Here is a 16638-nt window from a genome sequence, read left to right on the forward strand (position 1 = left end):
AGAGAATGTAAATATCTTCTATTTCAACTTTAGTGTTCAATTAATTTATTCAGAAAACTATGTGTCTATGTGGTTAAAAGTAGTTTTCTGAAGTTATTTTCAGATTTAACAAAAATAAACAAAAAACCATCTTCTCGAAAAGAAGACGGTTTTGATTTATGTAAAAGCGTTGTTACTTATTAACGCTTTTGATGTATTTTTCAATAGCCATTGTCATAGATGGCGTTTCTTTGGTTGGCGCCATTACGTTGACAGTTAATCCAGCTTCTTCCGCTGCAGCTTGAGTAGTTGTTCCAAAAACAGCAATTTTTGTTTCGCCTTGTTTGAAATCTGGAAAATTGATTCCTAAAGATTTGATTCCTTGATGACTGAAGAAAACCAACATATCATAATCCTTAATGTTGATATCTGTCAAATCACTCGCAACTGTTTTGTACATAATTGCTCTCGTCCAGTCTACATTAGCAGCATCCATTACTTTTGGAATTTCCGGAGTCAAAACATCGGAAGAAGGCAAAAGATATTTTTCCGAAGGATATTTTTTGAACAAAGCAGCCAAGTCTGAGAAGTTTTTCTCTCCAAAGCTGATTTTTCTTTTTCTGTAAACAATGTGTTTCTGTAGATAATTGGCAATCGCCTCTGACTGACATATGTATCTCATAGAATCTGGAACAGAGAATCTCATTTCCTCTGCAAGACGGAAATAATGGTCGATTGCATTTTTACTTGTGAAAATAATACCTGTGTATTGAGTAAGGTCAATTTTCTGTGTTCTGAGTTCTTTAGCATCCACACCTTCTACGTGAATAAAAGGACGAAAATCGATTTTGATTTTCTCTTTTTTTGCAATTTCCAAATAAGGTGATGATTCGTTAGGAGCAGGTTGCGATACTAAAATTGATTTGATTTTCATCTTAAAATGTGTATGTTACATTCAATAAAATAAGAATTTCCAAAGTACTAAAAACGGTACTATTTGAAGCGTGCAAATATACAAAAATTTATAATACCATTTTTCTGGTAAAATAGACTGATTGTGGAAAATGTATATTAAGTTTTTTAAAAAGAAAGAAAAAATAACCATCCCAATGATGAAATAGAAATATTTCACTAAGTCGATTGGAAAAAAATAAAGTGTAAAAGATGCTATTATAAAAACAATAGATTCTAAGAAATAAAACTTACTGGAAACCAGTGTCAATCCTTTCAGATTTTTACCACTTCCAATGCTGGAATAGAACAAGAAGGTTAAAATGTTTTTGATAACATCAAAACTTAATAATGCCAAAAATGTAAAACCAAATTTATTGATTTGGAAGCCTAAAACATCTATTGAAAAAAGCTTTGGAACAATCGGAACAAATTGTGATAACAAAAGAGCAGTCATCAAACACTTCACAATAGAAATAATCAACCAAGAAGGCGTGAGATTGTTGGAGTCTTCTAGTTTTAGCAACAAAAAGTCTTTGACATTAGCATCTCTTTGAAAAACAGACAAAAGAATAATGTATATAAAGATACTCCCAAGAATACAATATACCACCCAATCATTATGCTCTGCGATTCTTACCAACGGTCAAAATTTTTTGCAAAAATAAGAATAAGAAATGTCTAATTAGACAATATTTTGTTTTTTTTGATTAAGAATCATCAATTAGAATACTGCTCTAGCAATCCAATCAAAGAATTAACATCATGAACACCACTTTCTTTCCAAAGCAATTCTCCGTTCTTGAAAATCGCTAAAGTAGGAACACCACGAACGCCGTTTTCTGATGCAATCGACGGAAATTGGTCAACATCAATTTTTACGATTCTCGCTTTTTCTCCAACTTTTTCTTTTACAGAATTCAAAACGGAAGATTGTACTTTGCAAGGTTGACACCAAGTTGCGAAAAAGTCAATAAGAACTGGACGTTCGGATTGTATGAGTTCTTGAAATTTTTGTGACATAACGAAGATTTTAGAAGTTAGTTTTTAGATATTAGATTCTTCGAGAACCTCATCTTGACAATACAAAACGTTGTCACACTGAGGCTCTCGAAGTTTTTTTTAATTCTACAAAGTTTTACTTTGACAAACAAAATTGCTCAGTGGAAATTTCTCAGTTTTCTTAATCGCATTGAATCCGCCGTCAACCTCAGTAAAATTCCTATAACCTCTTGACTGCAAAATACTTGCCGCAATCATACTTCTGTAACCTCCAGCACAATGAATATAAAAATGTTCAGAATTATCTAAAGAATTAACCCAATCATTGATGTAAGCCAAAGGTTTACTATAAGCTTCGTTGACATGTTCTGCCTCGTATTCTGTTTCTTTTCTCACATCAACAACTTTCACACTTTCAGAATATTCACTGGCAAATTCTTCTACAGAAACTCTTCTGATTTCGTCGGTCTCTTTTCCAGAATTTTTCCAAGCTTCGAAACTTCCGTCCAAAAACCCTAAAACATTATCAAAGCCTACTCTGCTCAATCTCGTTATTACTTCTTCTTCCGTTCCTTCGTCAGAAACCAAAAGAATCGGTTGCTGAACATCTACAATCATTGCTCCAACCCAAGGCGCAAAATCGCCTTTGATTCCAATATTGATAGAATTCGGAACAAAGCCTTTATGAAAAACCGCGGCACTTCTTGTATCCAAAATCAAAGCTCCGGTTTCTTCCGCCGCCAATTCGAATTCTTCTACAGACAACGGATTTTTCCCTTTTTTCAGAACTTGGTCAAAACTTTCGTAGCCACCTTTATTCATTGCTACGTTCATTCCGAAATATTTTGGAGGAGCAGTTAATCCATCCAGAACTTCATTAATGAAAGATTCTTTGTTGGGTTGATTAAGCGCATAATTGGTTCTTTTCTGATTTCCCAAAGTATCCACCGTTTCTTTCTGCATATTTTTTCCGCAAGCGGAACCAGCACCGTGAGCCGGATAAACCGTAATCGAATCATCCAAAGGTAAAATCTTGTTTTGAAGACTTTCGTAAAGCATTCCTGCTAAATCTCTTTCGTCAATTTCACCTGCTTTCTGCGCTAAATCCGGTCTTCCAACATCACCCAAGAATAAAGTGTCTCCAGAGAAAATGGCTGTTTCTTTTCCATCTTCATCAATCAAAAGAAAAGTAGAGCTTTCCAAAGTATGACCTGGTGTATGAAGAACTTTTATTTTGATTTTTCCAATTTCAAAAAACTGATTATCCTCAGCAATAATCGCTTCAAAATCTGGTTTTGCCGTCGGTCCAAAAACAATTGGAGCATCGGTTTTCTTTGATAAATCCAAATGTCCCGAAACAAAATCTGCGTGAAAATGAGTTTCAAAAATATATTTGAGTTTGACCTGATCTTTCTCCAAACGTTCAAGATAAGGTTTAACTTCTCTTAGTGGATCTATGATTGCCGCTTCATTTTCAGAAGTGATGTAATAAGCACCTTGAGCTAGACAACCAGTATATATTTGTTCGATTTTCATTATGAATCAATAGATTATATTCAAAAATTTAGTTTTTAAATTATTTGAACTTTTTAAAGATACAAATATGAGGCTATTTGGATTAACTATAAATAATTTTTAACTGATATTATTTATAATTCCAATTTAAAATTAAACAAGTCCTTGACTTTTTTTATAATTTCGAAAGCATCATTTAACCAATGACCAGATACCTAGACCAACACCAGCGTAGGCAGCCACTGTAATAATATCAGCTATTGGTTGGGAAAATCTTCTTTCTGCAATTGTAGATTGATTGATTTGATTTTTATGAAATTTAAGAATATTTTTCGGTTTATGAATAACGTGCGCCATCAACGTGTCGCTTTCCCATTTGTCCACTTGTATTTTGTAGCTTCTATCAGCTACATCGATTTTGAAAAATTTGCCCACTTCCAATTTCTCTATAATGCTCGTTGGTTTGGGTTTTTTCTCTTTCTCCGGTTTTGTATTTCTTGATCCTCTCGTTGGTATTTTTGCTACACTTGTTCTCCTATCTGCAACAGTGTTAACCGCAACTTTTTCATTAGATTTCACATCTAGTTCGGATCTGTTTTGTGCTCTAACATAGCTATCCGATGTTTCATCGGCTTCTGTTGCAACTTTGTATGTGTAGCAACTTATCAAGGAAAAACTTAATATAAGAAGGTAAAAATATTTTTTCATTAGCCAAATTTAATAATTAAACGGATTATTTTTAATTTTCTTTTAACGAATCTTATTTTTCGAAAATTTCACAAAGAACAGTCTCATAAACTTCATTTTTACTATTTTTATTGAACCAAAACAATTAATATGATTCTGAATCCTGTTGACATCGTAGAACACATTAATAAAGAAGATTTTCAAAAAAAGTATTTCAAGCCTCATAAACCACTTCTGATAAAAGGTTTTGCAAAACAATGGGGCGCTTACGAAAAATGGAATCTGGATTATATCCGAGAAAAAGCAGGAGAACAAGTTGTTCCAATCTATGACAACAAACCAGCCGACGCTAATAAAAGTTCTGACACACCAGCAACAAAGATGAAGATGAAGGATTATATTGACATTATAAAAAGTAAACCTTCCGACCTCAGAATCTTTTTTTACATCATCACAGACAAGTTACCAGAATTACTGAAAGATTTCTCTTATCCGGATTTGGGAATGAAATTTTTCAAACGTCTTCCGACTTTGTTTTTTGGTGGAAGCGAAGCGCACGTTCTGATGCATTATGATGTTGATTTGGGAGATTTTTTTCACGTTCATTTCGGAGGAAAGAAAAGAATTTTATTGTTTGACCAAAAGCAAAATGAATTACTTTATAAAGTTCCTTTGTCCGTTCACACGATTGAAGAAATTGATTATGACAATCCAGATTATGAAAAATATCCAGCTTTGAAATATGCAACCGGAACGGAAATCTTAATGGAACACGGTGACGCATTGTTTATTCCCGGCGCATTTTGGCATTACAACCGTTACTTAGAACCAGGTTTTTCCTTGTCTATTAGAGCTTTACCCAATCGTCCTTCGAAGTTTCTAAGTATGCTTTATCACGTTTTCATAATGCGATATACGGACAAGCTGATGCGGAAAATCTTCAAAGCAAAATGGGTAAAATATAAAGAAGAATGGGCTTACAGAAAAAGCTCCAAAGCTTTGGCAAAGTTGGAAAAAAAATAATCTTCCGGAAACCTTCATTCTTTTTTCTGCATTTTAATTTCGTATTTTAGCGCTTCTAAAATCCCGAAAATTGGCAAAGAAAGAAACTCCGTTAATGACGCAATACAATACGATTAAGGCGAAATATCCTGATGCATTATTGCTGTTCCGTGTTGGAGATTTCTACGAAACTTTTGGACAAGATGCGATAAAAACGTCGCAGATTCTTGGGATTGTTCTCACCAAAAGAGCCAATGGCGAAGGTCATATCGAATTGGCTGGATTTCCGCATCATTCTGTAGATTCTTATTTACCAAAGCTTGTTAGAGCTGGGATGCGTGTTGCGATTTGCGATCAGTTGGAAGACCCAAAATCCGTCAAAGGAATTGTAAAACGTGGTGTTACAGAATTGGTTACACCAGGTGTTACGTTCAATGACCAAGTTCTGACTTCTAAGAAAAATAACTTCCTACTTTCTCTTCATAAGGAAAAAGAAAAATACGGAATGGCACTTGTGGATGTTTCTACCGGAGAATTTCTCGTAAGTGAAGGTAATCTTGAGAAATTACTTCACATTGTTCACACTTTTGACCCGAGCGAAATTATCTATCAAAGAACTTCGGAGATTCCGAATCAGCTTAGGAATAAAAATGTTTTCAAGCTGGAAGATTGGGCGTTCAAATATCCTTATGCTTACGAAAAACTGACTTCGCATTTCAAAACACAATCTTTGAAAGGCTTTGGAATCGATGAACATAAATTAGGAATTACTGCAGCAGGAGCAATTTTCGCTTATTTGGTTGAAGATACGCATCACGCACTTTTACAGCATATTACGAGAATTCAAGTGATTCCACAGGATGATTATCTGATGATGGATAATTTCACGTTGAGGAATCTCGAGATTGTTTATTCTGCTAATCATCAAGGGAAATCTCTACTTGATATTATTGATAAAACTTCTACTCCGATGGGTGGAAGATTATTGAGAAGACGTTTGATTCTTCCCTTGAAAAATATCGGCGATATCAACAGAAGATTGAACCTAATTGAATTCCTTAACAAAGAAGATTCTTTGAAATACGACATTAAAGATTTGCTGAAAGGCATCTCTGATTTGGATAGATTAATTGGAAAATTAGCAGCCGAAAAGATTTCACCGAAAGAATTAGGTTATCTCCGTCAAAGTATCATTAATATTAATGAAATCAGAAAACATCTTCTGAAATTTCCGGACGTTTTAGCTTGGATTGACCCTTTCATCAATCTTGAGGAATTAATCGATTTCATCAAAAATCATTTGAATGATGAACTTCCTGTCAACATCAACAAAGGAAATGTCATCAAAGAAGGAATTTCGGAAGAACTTGACCACTTAAGAAATCTTCAAAGCAAAGGTCGTGGTTTCTTAGACGATATGTGTCAACGTGAAATCGAAAGAACTGGAATCACAAGTTTGAAAATTGATTTCAATGGCGTTTTCGGTTATTATATCGAAGTTAGAAATACGCATAAAGACAAAGTTCCTGAAGATTGGATTCGTAAACAGACTTTGGTAAATGCAGAACGTTACATCACCGAAGAGCTGAAAGAATATGAAAATCAAATTCTTGGCGCTGAAGAAAAAATTGGAAAATTAGAATTGGAACTTTACAGAAATGTCTGCGAAAATGTTTTGATTTATATCGACCAATTGCAGGAAAATTCGAAACTGATTGGTGAATTGGATTGCGCAGTTGGCTTGTCAGATTTGTCTGTTGAAGACAATTACACCAAACCTATTCTGAATGATTCTTTCTCAATCGACATTCAGGAAGGACGACATCCAATCATCGAAAAATCACTTCCACTTGGCGAATCTTACATCCCGAACGATGTTTTCTTAGACAAAGATTCTCAACAAATCATAATGGTAACCGGACCGAATATGGCCGGTAAATCCGCGATTCTGAGACAAACTGCGATTATTGCTTTGCTGGCTCAAATCGGAAGTTTTGTTCCTGCGAAACACGCTGAAATTGGAACGCTTGACAAGATTTTCACAAGAGTTGGCGCAACAGATAATTTATCTGCTGGCGAATCGACTTTTATGGTGGAAATGAATGAAGCTGCGAATATCCTTAATAATATCTCGGACAGAAGTTTGATTCTTCTGGATGAAATCGGACGTGGAACATCTACTTACGATGGCGTTTCTATTGCTTGGGCGATTGCCGAATATCTTCATCAACATCCGACTCAACCGAAAACATTGTTTGCAACGCATTATCACGAGTTGAACGAAATGTCTGTCAACTTCGAAAGAATCAAGAACTTCCACGTCTCCATTCAAGAAGCAAAAGGCAATATTATTTTTCTCAGAAAGTTGATTTCAGGAGGAAGTGAACACAGTTTTGGTATTCATGTGGCGAAGTTGGCAGGAATGCCTTCCAAAGTTGTGAATCGCGCCAATGAAATTCTTAAAACTCTAGAATCAACCAGAACAACACAAGATTCCGGAGAGAAAATAAAACGCGTGACCGAAGAAAACCTTCAGCTTTCATTCTTTCAATTGGACGACCCAGTTCTGGAAAATATCCGCGAAGAATTGACAAAAATTGACATCAATACTTTGACGCCAATTGAAGCTCTGATGAAACTGAACTCGATTAAGAAGATGATTGGGAGATAGCGATTATTTAGAAATCGTATCCACTGTATTTTTTTGAGAAGAAACAGCAGCAGAGTCTATCCCTTCATTTCTCATATGCTCTGCGCTTAGGTCGTCTTTTCTTTTATCTCGCTTATCCTTGTCTGGAATACAACTTAAAATTAAAGAAGCTAATATTCCCATAAAAAGTATCTTTTTCATAATAATTTGATTTTTTAAAAATACTTTTTCAAAAATTAAACCAAGTTTAAACTTATTGAAATAAAAAATCGGCATAAAATATTTACACCGATTTTTTGTTATGATTTAAAAGCTATCAATTGTGACTCTCCAATTAAAATTCGACTACAAAAACTTCTTAATTGCTATTTTCATTTTCCTTGTAGAAGTTCTGATTGCTACAAAACTCAAAGACATTTTCTTTGTAAGAGCATATCTGGGCGATGTTTTTGTTGTAATGTTGATGTATTATTTCATCAAAGCATTTTTTGAAATTAATCCAACAAAACTGATTATTGGAGTTTTTATATTTTCTTGTCTGATTGAGTTTGCCCAATATTTTCACTTCGGAGAATTGATGGGTTTCAAAGACAATCGGGTAATGATGATAATTTTGGGCAACTCTTTTAGTTGGGGAGATATTTTGTTTTATTTTGTAGGATGTTTGATTTTATTTTTACTTTCCAAAATCAATATATAGGGGAACCTTAAACCGACTTCTAACAAGAACGTTGTTTATACTTCCTGGCGTCCATTTAGGATTTAGTTTCATTAAAGCTCTCTCTGCCTCTTTATTAAATGAATTGTTTTTTCCTTCTGCAATAATATTTGACAGAGAACCATCTCTTTCAACAACAAATCTCACATAACAAGTATCCTTTCCGTTACCTTTAATATTATCAACATTCAATGCCTGAGACAACTCTTTTTTGAAAACTTCATTTCCCAAAGGATACTTTGCAGAAAATTCATTTTGTGTTTTTTGAGAAAATGAATAAAATGATATTAAAGAAAATAGTAAAAAGAAATTTTTTCTCACTGTTAAATTGGAATAAAAACAACTGCTGCAACCGCTGCGATTGCAATAATAGCAGAAAGCAAAACATCAAGCTTTTTAACTTCTCTCACTTCGTTTTTCTCGATTTCTACCATTTCACCTGCTTTGTTTTTGCCATAGATTTTGGTTGCATCAATTTTCAAAACTTCAATTCTCTGTGACTTCGCATCTTTGGTCTGAATCGTGTATTTTTTATACAAATCGATGGAATTATCTTGCAAAGGTTTTGTTGGAGAAACTACTCTGGTTTGGCAAGAGAATATGAAAAGTAAACTTGATAATACAAGCAGTCTGATGACGTTTTTTCTGAATTTCATTTTCAAAGTTAATTTCTCAAATTTAATAAAACATTTGTTACATCGAGTTTAGATGTTGCGAAATTAACCAAGCTTCGCTCCAACAGGCTTGGAAATTAAAACCTCCCGTAACTGCATCTATATCAAGAACTTCACCAGCAATATAAAAATCTGATAAAACCTTTGAAGACATATTTTTAAAATTAATTTCTTTAAGATCTACTCCACCAGCCGTTACAAACTCATCTTTAAAGGTTGATTTTCCTGTAACCAAAAGTTTTTTAGCACAGAGATTTTCAAGAATTAAGTTCATTTCTTTTCCCGAAATATTAGCAATCTGCTTCTCTGGATTGATTTGATTGATTTCCAAAATCTTGTTCCAAAAACGATTCGTAACATCAAATATTTTGGATTGTCCGATAGATCTTTTAGGATTTTGATTTTTAAATTCTTTCAGTTCTTCTTCAGCTTCAGCAATTGGTTTTGAGATGAAATTAACCTCGATTTCAAACTGATATTTCAATTTTGCCAGAGTTCTTGCTTCCCAAGCCGATATTTTCAAAACTGCAGGACCAGAAAGTCCCCAATGTGTGATAAGAAGCGGTCCAGATTCTTCAGTTTTTAAACTCGGAATTCTAACTTCCGCATTTTCAAAACTTGTTCCAGGAAGATCTTTCAGCAAATTATCTTTAATATTAAATGTGAAAAGAGAAGGAACAGCTTCTACAATTTTATGACCTAGATTTTGAATCAATTTCACAGATTTTGGAGAACTTCCTGTCGTGTAAATTACAATATCGGCTACGAAATCGCCTTGTTTTGTTTTAATTAAATAAGTTTCATCATCTTTAAGAATCTCCAAAACGGAAACCTGAGTTTTAACTTCAAAACCTTTTTCTCGAACTTCATTAATCAAAGCATTCATAATACTTTGAGAAGAATCTGTTGTTGGAAAAATGCGATTATCTTTTTCGATTTTCAAGGGAACATTTCTGGTTTCGAACCAATCCATTGTGTCACCAGGTTGAAATTTTGTAAAAACACTCAGCAATTCTCTATTTCCTCTTGGATAAAATTGAACCAATTCCCTCGGATCAAAACAAGCGTGCGTCACATTGCATCTTCCACCTCCAGAGATTTTCACTTTTTGTAAAACATCAGAGTTTTGTTCGATAATTGTAACGTAAAACTTTTGTTTATCAAGATTAGCTGCTGCAAAAAAACCAGCTGCGCCTCCACCAATAATGATTATTCTTTTCTTTTTTGACATTAATTTTAATTTCAATGAAACCAATATGTCGCGTGTTCGACACTTTTGTATTCGATGCACAAAATTACATTTTTAATATCCACCTCAAATGGTTAATTTTGAAGAATATTAAAATCGAAAAAAATGTCTGTTTATTACCATAAATTCGAAGTAAGATGGAGCGATATCGACGCTAATCGTCATCTTGGAAACTCAACCTATGTTGACTATTGCTCACAAACGAGAATGGCTTTCCTTAATAAAAACAAAATCGGTTTAACTCAACTGAATCGTTGGGGAGTTGGTCCTGTGATGTTGCACGAGCGTTATTCTTTCTTCAAAGAAATCTATGCAGATCAAACAGTTTTTGTTGGTTTGGAAGTAGCCGCAATGTCAGAAGATGGGATGATTTATCAATTCGTTCACAAGTTTTATCTTACCGATGGAACCCATTGTGCAACAGCAGAAGCAACCGGTGTTTGGATTGATATGATGTTGAGAAAAACAACAACTCCGCCAGAAGACATCCTCTTGGTAATGAACGAATATAAATCTGAAAATGTACAGACGATTTCCAGAGAATATTTGAAAACTTTGCCTTTCCGACCAGAGAACATAGACGTTTCTCTTTTAGAAAACTTTAAATAAATTTTTAAATTAGTGATAAAAACGAATTATCATTAATTATTTACAACTCATCATTAATAAAAAATTATGCTCGAAGATAAATCACAAGAACTCACGCCTATTTCCAAGCTTGGAGAATTTGGATTGATAAAACATTTGACAGAGAATTTTCCAATTGTTCAGAATTCTACAAGACTTTCTATTGGCGATGATGCAGCTATTATTGATTCTGAAGGTCAAAAAGTTGTCGTATCAACTGATATGCTAGCGGAAGGTGTCCATTTTAATTTGGGTTACGTTCCACTGAAACATTTGGGTTACAAATCTGTTGTTGTGAACCTCAGCGATATTGCTGCGATGAATGCAACACCAACTCAGATTTTGGTTTCTGTTGCTGTTTCTAATCGTTTTCCGGTTGAAGCTTTGGAAGAAATCTATGCTGGAATTGCCTTAGCTTGTAACAGATACAAAGTAGACTTAATTGGCGGAGATACAACAAGTTCCAACGCTGGATTAGTCATTAGCGTTACTGCAATTGGTCTTGAAAACGAAGATAAAATCGTAAAAAGAAATGGTGCAAAACCAAACGATCTATTGGTTGTAACAGGAGATCTTGGAGGCGCTTATCTTGGGCTACAGATTTTGGAAAGAGAACATTCTGTTTATTTGGCAAACCCAAATATGCAGCCTGAAATGGAAGGTTACGATTATATCTTGGAAAGACAATTGAAGCCAGAAGCAAGAACGGATGTTAAAGCTAAATTAGCAGAATTGGATGTTTTACCAACATCTATGATTGATGTTTCTGATGGGTTGGCTTCTGAGATTCTTCATTTATCGGATCAGTCAAAAGTAGGATTCAATGTTTATGAAGAGAAAATCCCGATGGATGAAACTACGATCCATACAGCAGACGAATTGAACCTTAATCCTGCAATGGCTGCGCTAAATGGTGGCGAAGATTATGAATTGCTATTCACAATTGCTTCTTCAGATTTTGATAAGATTAAGAATCATCCAGATTTCACGATAATTGGTCACGCTACAGAAAACAATGCAGGTAATTTCTTGATTGCAAGAGGTTCTAATCAATTGATTCCGTTAACAGCACAAGGTTGGGATGCATTTTTGAACAAAGAGTAGTTTTGGAATAAAACTTGTAAAACACAATTAATTAAAAAAATAAAACGATGAAAATTGTAAAAATTTCAACCTTATTATTAGCTGGATTAGGAATTACGGCTTGTGTTACTAATCCTGTAACAGGTCGCTCTTCTCTTCAAATTGCTAACAACAGCGAGATAGTAACTGCTGCAGCAGCAGAGTACAAAACAACCCTTTCTAGCTCCAAAGTAATTACTGGGACTGCTGATGCTAATAGAGTCAAAAATGTAGGCGCAAAAATCAAAAATGCAGCTTATGCTTATTATAAAAGTATAGGCAGAGAATCTGCGCTATCGGGTTATAATTGGGAGTTTAATTTGATCCAGGACAGCCAACTAAACGCTTGGTGTATGCCAGGCGGAAAAGTAGCGTTTTATACAGGTATTTTGCCCGTTTGTAAGGACGATAACGGAATTGCAGTCGTAATGGGTCATGAGGTTTCTCATGCTTTAGCAGGACACGGAAACGAGAGAATCTCGCAAGCAATGATTGCACAATATGGAGGAAGTTTTTTAGGAGGGACAATTTCTAACAGTCAATGGGCAGGAATCTTCGAAAAAGTATATCCTGTAGGAGCACAAGTTGGACTTTTGGCTTACGGTAGAAAACAAGAATCTGAAGCAGACGAAATGGGATTACAACTGATGGCAATGGCAGGTTACGATCCAAGAACAGCAACTTCTTTCTGGCAAAGAATGGAGGCTTCTTCAACAGGAAGTAGACAACCAGAATTTCTTTCTACCCACCCAAATCCCGCTAATAGAATTGCAGACCTGAATGCTGATATGCCAAAAGCGCTTCAATATTATAAAGCTGCTGGTGGAAAACTATAAACTTTTTTAGTAAATTTTAGAATCTAAATCACAATACTATGAAGGGTTTAAGTTTAACAGGGCTTTTGTTATTGGCCTTAGCTTTTGTTCTTTTTTATTTCAATGATAATTTTTCTGTCATCAAATTATTTGAACCCATTACTTTGATGGGAATTTTGGCAGGAATCGGAATTGGTCTTTTTATTGGAGGAATGATAGGCTACGTCAGCAAAGGAAACGCTGTAAAAGAAGCTCAACTGAAAAGAGAGTTCAAAGAACTTCAAAAGCAAAAAGCGGAATTGGAAAAACAACAAGCAGTAAAAAATATAAACAATAGAAGCCTTTAATAATTAAAGACTTCTGATAAATTGACCGGGCGTAGTCTTGGTATATTTTTTAAATATCTTATTAAAATAAGTAATATTATTAAAACCTGTAGCATAGCAACTTTCTGCTATGCTTTTTTCTTGGGAAAGTAGGATGCAAGCTTTGTCAATCCTATATCGATTGACAAACTCGACAAAAGTTAATGAAGTTGCTTTTTTGAAAAAATTACAGAAAGCAGGCTTTGTAAGATTAGCCAAATCTGCGGCTTGCATAATATCCAGCTCATTCCGATAACCATTTTCCACATAGGTGAAAACCGCTTCCAGACGGTTCCTATTTCTGGAAACTATTGTATAAGGCATTACTTCTGTATTCATTAGTTCGTAGTCATCTGTTTTGGAAAGTTCAAAAAGAAGATCCAGAAGTAATAGATATCTTGTGTAACCTTCTGCCTCAGTAATTTTTTCTAATTTGGGAATCAATCGTTTTTTAACTTCCGAAGAAAAAAGAACGCCATATCTTGATATCTCTATTAGTTTTTTAATAGAATTAGTATCTGGTTCTCCTTCTGGCAAACAAAGAATCTCTTCTCGGAACTGGATTACGATTTCCTCGTGTGGATCAGTTGCGTTAAGACCTAAACCAGAGTGTGGAATATTAGAACCAATCAATACCAAAGCGCCATCTTCGAAGTGGCTTTTATGATAGCCAACATGTCTTGTTCCTTTACCTTTCAGTACACAAACAATCTCAATTTCAGGATGATAGTGGTATTGCCAATTGAGTTCGGAAATGGGAACATCTTTGATATGGAGAACTCGGAAAGAGCTATTATCATCAGGCGAAATATGTTCTAGAATTACCTTCATTCCTGTTAATGCTAAATTTATGTAAAAATAAACAAATTAGATTAATATTGTTCTGTTTTTTATTTATTATGTTAAAAAGAATTTGAATGTTTGCCTTTACATTTGTAGAACAAAATCAAGTTTCTCACAAAGAATTGGTTTTGTAAATTTTTAAGGTCTATATATGAAGAAGGCTGGAAAATTGTTTTTCCAGCCTTCTCATTTTTATGATAATAAAATATTATTTGAAATTATAGCCTATACCTAAGATAAACATACTTGGGCGGTTGTCATATCTTACTTCTTCTCCTGATACGTTATTGATAAATTTTCTTGTATCTTTTGAAAAAGCGCCTTCGTATCTTGCATTGATAACAAACTTAGACAAAGTTGCTTGCGCTCCAAATTGATAACCTACTGTAAACTCTTTCGTAGCATTTTCCTTAAAGTTTGCAAATGTGTTGTCTGTGGTAAGGTTATAAGAAGCCACAGGCCCTACAAATGCCGCTAATTTGCCCAATAAGAAATTATGTCCTACTAAAACAGGAACATCAATTCTATTACTTTTTGCCTCAATATTAACATTTCCTTCTGTTACAGTTGTCGCAGTAGCTTCAGTCTTGATAGAAGTATAATAAATTTCCGGCATTACAAACCATCCTCCCACTGGAGAACCAATTTTGAAAGATAAACCTGCATTGAAACCAGAATTTTCTTTTTCTCCGTTAATGGTATTTGTGAAATTATCCCAGCTAGCCGAAGAAGTATTGAAAAGAGCATTAGCTCTCACTCCAACGGTGACTTGCGAATAGGCCATTATTCCTAAAAATACGGCTAGTGTACTAATTAGTTTTTTACTCATTTTGAAATTATTATTGTTTTGAAATTTTTGAATTGTCTTTCTCATTGTTTTCGGGTTTTACGTCAATTAAACTAGTTTGATCATTCTCGAGCATAAAGTCTCTCAGTTGCTTGAACAGTTCTGATGAATAAACGAAATCTATCAGATGTTTATTCTTTGCTGTTGCCAGAATATCTTTGTTCCCCTCCCATTCTTTAACTCCTAGTCTTAGATAAAGGATTTTTTCACCAATCGTCATCACAGAGTTCATATCATGGGTATTGATGATTGTTGTGGTGTTATACTCTTTTGTGATTTCCATCAAAAGATCATCAATAACATTGGATGTATAGGGATCTAATCCAGAGTTGGGCTCATCACAGAAAAGGTATTTCGGATTATTAACAATTGCTCTTGCAATAGCAACTCTTTTTTGCATCCCTCCTGATATTTCGGAAGGATATTTTTTATTGGCATTCTGAAGATTAACTCGACCAATCACCTCCAGAACTTTTCTTTTTTTCTCGCGATAAGTAAGATTGGTAAACATATCCAATGGGAAACTAATGTTCTCTTCAACTGTCATAGAGTCAAATAGTGCACTTCCTTGGAAAACCGTTCCAATCTCTGAGCGTAAACCCTGCTTTTCTTCTCTGGACATTGTCATAATATCTCGTCCATCAAATAAAATAGCTCCGCTTGATGGCTCAAAAACATTGAGTAGTGATTTGAGGAAAACTGTTTTCCCGGATCCACTCTGTCCAATGATAAGATTGACCTTTCCGGTATCAAATGATGTATTAATTCCTTTCAAAACCTCAACATCATCAAATTTCTTTCTTAATTCTTTTACTTCTATCATTAGCTAAGGAACATTTGTGTTAGTAATAAGTTCATTATGATTACAGAAATCATTGTCCAAACAACAGCTTGTGTACTTGCTCTTCCTACTTCCAAAGATCCTCCTTTTACATTATATCCAAAATAAGCGGGAATAGTTGCAATTAAAAAAGCAAAAACAGCTGTTTTAAGAAAAGCATACCATATGAAATAAGACGGCATATACATCTGTATTCCTGTAATGTAATCTGCAGTAGTCCAGTTTCCTGTAGCAACTCCTGCGACATAACCTCCCCAAATCCCGACAACAATACTAATGGCAATAAGTATTGGATTGAAAACAACACTAGCTACAATCTTTGGCAAAATCAAGAAATTTGGAGAATTGACTCCCATAATATCCAATGCATCAATTTGTTCTGTAACACGCATTGTTCCAATACTAGAGGCAATGTAAGAGCCTACTTTACCTGCAAGAATTACAGATATAATCGTAGGAGAAAATTCCAAAATTAAAACTGTTTTTGTTGCATATCCCACAAAACTATTAGGAATTGGAAAATCGGATGCATCAAAATTATTAAACATCTGAATAGCTACAACCGCGCCTACGAAGAAAGATGTAAACAAAACCAAGCCAAAAGAATTGACTCCCAAGTCATAAAACTCTCTTACAAGCAGTTTCATATAGACGTTTCTTTTTTGTGGTTTACTGATAGCTTTTCCTAACAGCAAAAAATATTCTCCTATAGAGGTAAATAGTTGTTTTAACATAAAACAAAATTAGTTCT

Annotated in this window: 20 protein-coding genes; 7 read left to right on the plus strand and 13 right to left on the minus strand. The window is 34.4% G+C overall.

The window, feature by feature from the left end; genetic code table 11:
- Positions 1-172: 172 nt before the first annotated feature.
- From RTY06_RS08005 to RTY06_RS08025, 5 genes are all read right to left on the minus strand, one after another.
- Positions 173-913 carry a uroporphyrinogen-III synthase gene (locus RTY06_RS08005; protein ID WP_312824086.1) on the minus strand — a complete coding sequence of 247 codons (741 nt, stop codon included), beginning with the start codon at positions 911-913 and terminating at the stop codon, positions 173-175.
- A gap of 21 nt (positions 914-934) precedes the next feature.
- Positions 935-1573, minus strand: a complete 639-nt coding sequence (locus RTY06_RS08010; protein ID WP_312824088.1) for a DUF4271 domain-containing protein — start codon at positions 1571-1573, stop codon at positions 935-937.
- A 77-nt stretch (positions 1574-1650) separates the two neighbouring features.
- Positions 1651-1953, minus strand: coding sequence for a thioredoxin family protein (locus RTY06_RS08015; RefSeq protein WP_312824090.1), 303 nt, complete (start codon positions 1951-1953; stop codon positions 1651-1653).
- A gap of 105 nt (positions 1954-2058) precedes the next feature.
- Entirely contained in the window at positions 2059-3468 is a 1410-nt protein-coding gene (locus tag RTY06_RS08020) for an MBL fold metallo-hydrolase (protein ID WP_312824092.1), read from the minus strand.
- Between the two features lie 171 nt (positions 3469-3639).
- Positions 3640-4155, minus strand: a complete 516-nt coding sequence (locus tag RTY06_RS08025) for a hypothetical protein (RefSeq protein WP_312824094.1) — start codon at positions 4153-4155, stop codon at positions 3640-3642.
- A 129-nt stretch (positions 4156-4284) separates the two neighbouring features.
- On the opposite strand from RTY06_RS08025, the gene RTY06_RS08030 reads away from it, so the two are divergent.
- Positions 4285-5157, plus strand: a complete 873-nt coding sequence (locus RTY06_RS08030; RefSeq protein WP_312824096.1) for a cupin-like domain-containing protein — start codon at positions 4285-4287, stop codon at positions 5155-5157.
- 94 nt (positions 5158-5251) lie between these two features.
- Positions 5252-7807, plus strand: coding sequence for a DNA mismatch repair protein MutS (gene mutS / locus RTY06_RS08035; RefSeq protein ID WP_312824192.1), 2556 nt, complete (start codon positions 5252-5254; stop codon positions 7805-7807).
- 3 nt (positions 7808-7810) lie between these two features.
- On the opposite strand, the gene RTY06_RS08040 is transcribed toward mutS, so the two are convergent.
- Positions 7811-7987 carry a hypothetical protein gene (locus RTY06_RS08040; protein WP_312824098.1) on the minus strand — a complete coding sequence of 59 codons (177 nt, stop codon included), beginning with the start codon at positions 7985-7987 and terminating at the stop codon, positions 7811-7813.
- A 121-nt stretch (positions 7988-8108) separates the two neighbouring features.
- Here RTY06_RS08040 and RTY06_RS08045 point away from each other — a divergent pair, with 121 nt between their 5' ends.
- A complete protein-coding gene (locus RTY06_RS08045; protein WP_312824100.1) occupies positions 8109-8486 on the plus strand; it encodes a DUF2809 domain-containing protein in 378 nt (125 codons plus the stop codon).
- On the opposite strand, the gene RTY06_RS08050 is transcribed toward RTY06_RS08045, so the two are convergent.
- From RTY06_RS08050 to RTY06_RS08060, 3 genes are read right to left on the minus strand one after another with little or no spacing between them, the layout of a single operon-like run.
- The gene (locus RTY06_RS08050; RefSeq protein ID WP_312824101.1) at positions 8463-8825 is read right to left on the minus strand and encodes a hypothetical protein; all 363 of its coding nucleotides are present in this window, start codon (positions 8823-8825) and stop codon (positions 8463-8465) included. The genes RTY06_RS08045 and RTY06_RS08050 overlap by 24 nt on opposite strands.
- Positions 8826-8827: 2 nt before the next feature.
- A complete protein-coding gene (locus RTY06_RS08055) occupies positions 8828-9160 on the minus strand; it encodes a bacteriophage spanin2 family protein (protein ID WP_312824102.1) in 333 nt (110 codons plus the stop codon).
- A gap of 37 nt (positions 9161-9197) precedes the next feature.
- Positions 9198-10409 carry an NAD(P)/FAD-dependent oxidoreductase gene (locus RTY06_RS08060; protein ID WP_312824104.1) on the minus strand — a complete coding sequence of 404 codons (1212 nt, stop codon included), beginning with the start codon at positions 10407-10409 and terminating at the stop codon, positions 9198-9200.
- 123 nt (positions 10410-10532) lie between these two features.
- Here RTY06_RS08060 and RTY06_RS08065 point away from each other — a divergent pair, with 123 nt between their 5' ends.
- From RTY06_RS08065 to RTY06_RS08080, 4 genes are all read left to right on the plus strand, one after another.
- A complete protein-coding gene (locus tag RTY06_RS08065) occupies positions 10533-11036 on the plus strand; it encodes a thioesterase family protein (RefSeq protein ID WP_312824106.1) in 504 nt (167 codons plus the stop codon).
- Between the two features lie 66 nt (positions 11037-11102).
- Complete coding sequence (gene thiL / locus RTY06_RS08070) at positions 11103-12158, plus strand: thiamine-phosphate kinase (protein ID WP_312824108.1); 1056 nt, start codon at positions 11103-11105, stop codon at positions 12156-12158.
- Between the two features lie 47 nt (positions 12159-12205).
- Complete coding sequence (locus RTY06_RS08075) at positions 12206-13012, plus strand: M48 family metallopeptidase (protein ID WP_312824110.1); 807 nt, start codon at positions 12206-12208, stop codon at positions 13010-13012.
- A gap of 38 nt (positions 13013-13050) precedes the next feature.
- Entirely contained in the window at positions 13051-13338 is a 288-nt protein-coding gene (locus RTY06_RS08080; protein ID WP_312824112.1) for a hypothetical protein, read from the plus strand.
- Between the two features lie 3 nt (positions 13339-13341).
- Here RTY06_RS08080 and RTY06_RS08085 read toward each other — a convergent pair whose 3' ends face one another.
- The 4 genes from RTY06_RS08085 to RTY06_RS08100 form a co-directional block, all read right to left on the minus strand.
- Positions 13342-14187, minus strand: a complete 846-nt coding sequence (locus RTY06_RS08085; RefSeq protein ID WP_312824113.1) for an AraC family transcriptional regulator — start codon at positions 14185-14187, stop codon at positions 13342-13344.
- A gap of 220 nt (positions 14188-14407) precedes the next feature.
- The gene (locus RTY06_RS08090; RefSeq protein WP_312824114.1) at positions 14408-15028 is read right to left on the minus strand and encodes a hypothetical protein; all 621 of its coding nucleotides are present in this window, start codon (positions 15026-15028) and stop codon (positions 14408-14410) included.
- Positions 15029-15038: 10 nt separating this feature from the next.
- Positions 15039-15869, minus strand: a complete 831-nt coding sequence (locus tag RTY06_RS08095; RefSeq protein ID WP_312824115.1) for an ATP-binding cassette domain-containing protein — start codon at positions 15867-15869, stop codon at positions 15039-15041.
- Positions 15869-16621 carry an ABC transporter permease gene (locus RTY06_RS08100; protein WP_116032755.1) on the minus strand — a complete coding sequence of 251 codons (753 nt, stop codon included), beginning with the start codon at positions 16619-16621 and terminating at the stop codon, positions 15869-15871. The genes RTY06_RS08095 and RTY06_RS08100 overlap by 1 nt, the downstream gene beginning before the upstream one ends.
- Positions 16622-16638 lie beyond the last annotated feature (17 nt).

It is taken from the genome of Epilithonimonas sp. (assembly GCF_032055105.1).
Lineage (GTDB): Bacteria > Bacteroidota > Bacteroidia > Flavobacteriales > Weeksellaceae > Epilithonimonas.

What these genes read in the sequence shown, in the direction of transcription:
- RTY06_RS08005 (WP_312824086.1), bottom strand. Translation starts at nt 913, where the DNA reads ATGAAAATCAAATCAATTTTAGTATCGCAACCTGCTCCTAACGAATCA.
- RTY06_RS08015 (WP_312824090.1), bottom strand. Translation starts at nt 1,953, where the DNA reads ATGTCACAAAAATTTCAAGAACTCATACAATCCGAACGTCCAGTTCTT.
- RTY06_RS08020 (WP_312824092.1), bottom strand. Translation starts at nt 3,468, where the DNA reads ATGAAAATCGAACAAATATATACTGGTTGTCTAGCTCAAGGTGCTTAT.
- RTY06_RS08025 (WP_312824094.1), bottom strand. Translation starts at nt 4,155, where the DNA reads ATGAAAAAATATTTTTACCTTCTTATATTAAGTTTTTCCTTGATAAGT.
- RTY06_RS08030 (WP_312824096.1), top strand. Translation starts at nt 4,285, where the DNA reads ATGATTCTGAATCCTGTTGACATCGTAGAACACATTAATAAAGAAGAT.
- mutS (WP_312824192.1), top strand. Translation starts at nt 5,252, where the DNA reads ATGACGCAATACAATACGATTAAGGCGAAATATCCTGATGCATTATTG.
- RTY06_RS08040 (WP_312824098.1), bottom strand. Translation starts at nt 7,987, where the DNA reads ATGAAAAAGATACTTTTTATGGGAATATTAGCTTCTTTAATTTTAAGT.
- RTY06_RS08055 (WP_312824102.1), bottom strand. Translation starts at nt 9,160, where the DNA reads ATGAAATTCAGAAAAAACGTCATCAGACTGCTTGTATTATCAAGTTTA.
- RTY06_RS08060 (WP_312824104.1), bottom strand. Translation starts at nt 10,409, where the DNA reads ATGTCAAAAAAGAAAAGAATAATCATTATTGGTGGAGGCGCAGCTGGT.
- RTY06_RS08065 (WP_312824106.1), top strand. Translation starts at nt 10,533, where the DNA reads ATGTCTGTTTATTACCATAAATTCGAAGTAAGATGGAGCGATATCGAC.
- thiL (WP_312824108.1), top strand. Translation starts at nt 11,103, where the DNA reads ATGCTCGAAGATAAATCACAAGAACTCACGCCTATTTCCAAGCTTGGA.
- RTY06_RS08075 (WP_312824110.1), top strand. Translation starts at nt 12,206, where the DNA reads ATGAAAATTGTAAAAATTTCAACCTTATTATTAGCTGGATTAGGAATT.
- RTY06_RS08080 (WP_312824112.1), top strand. Translation starts at nt 13,051, where the DNA reads ATGAAGGGTTTAAGTTTAACAGGGCTTTTGTTATTGGCCTTAGCTTTT.
- RTY06_RS08085 (WP_312824113.1), bottom strand. Translation starts at nt 14,187, where the DNA reads ATGAAGGTAATTCTAGAACATATTTCGCCTGATGATAATAGCTCTTTC.
- RTY06_RS08090 (WP_312824114.1), bottom strand. Translation starts at nt 15,028, where the DNA reads ATGAGTAAAAAACTAATTAGTACACTAGCCGTATTTTTAGGAATAATG.
- RTY06_RS08095 (WP_312824115.1), bottom strand. Translation starts at nt 15,869, where the DNA reads ATGATAGAAGTAAAAGAATTAAGAAAGAAATTTGATGATGTTGAGGTT.
- RTY06_RS08100 (WP_116032755.1), bottom strand. Translation starts at nt 16,621, where the DNA reads ATGTTAAAACAACTATTTACCTCTATAGGAGAATATTTTTTGCTGTTA.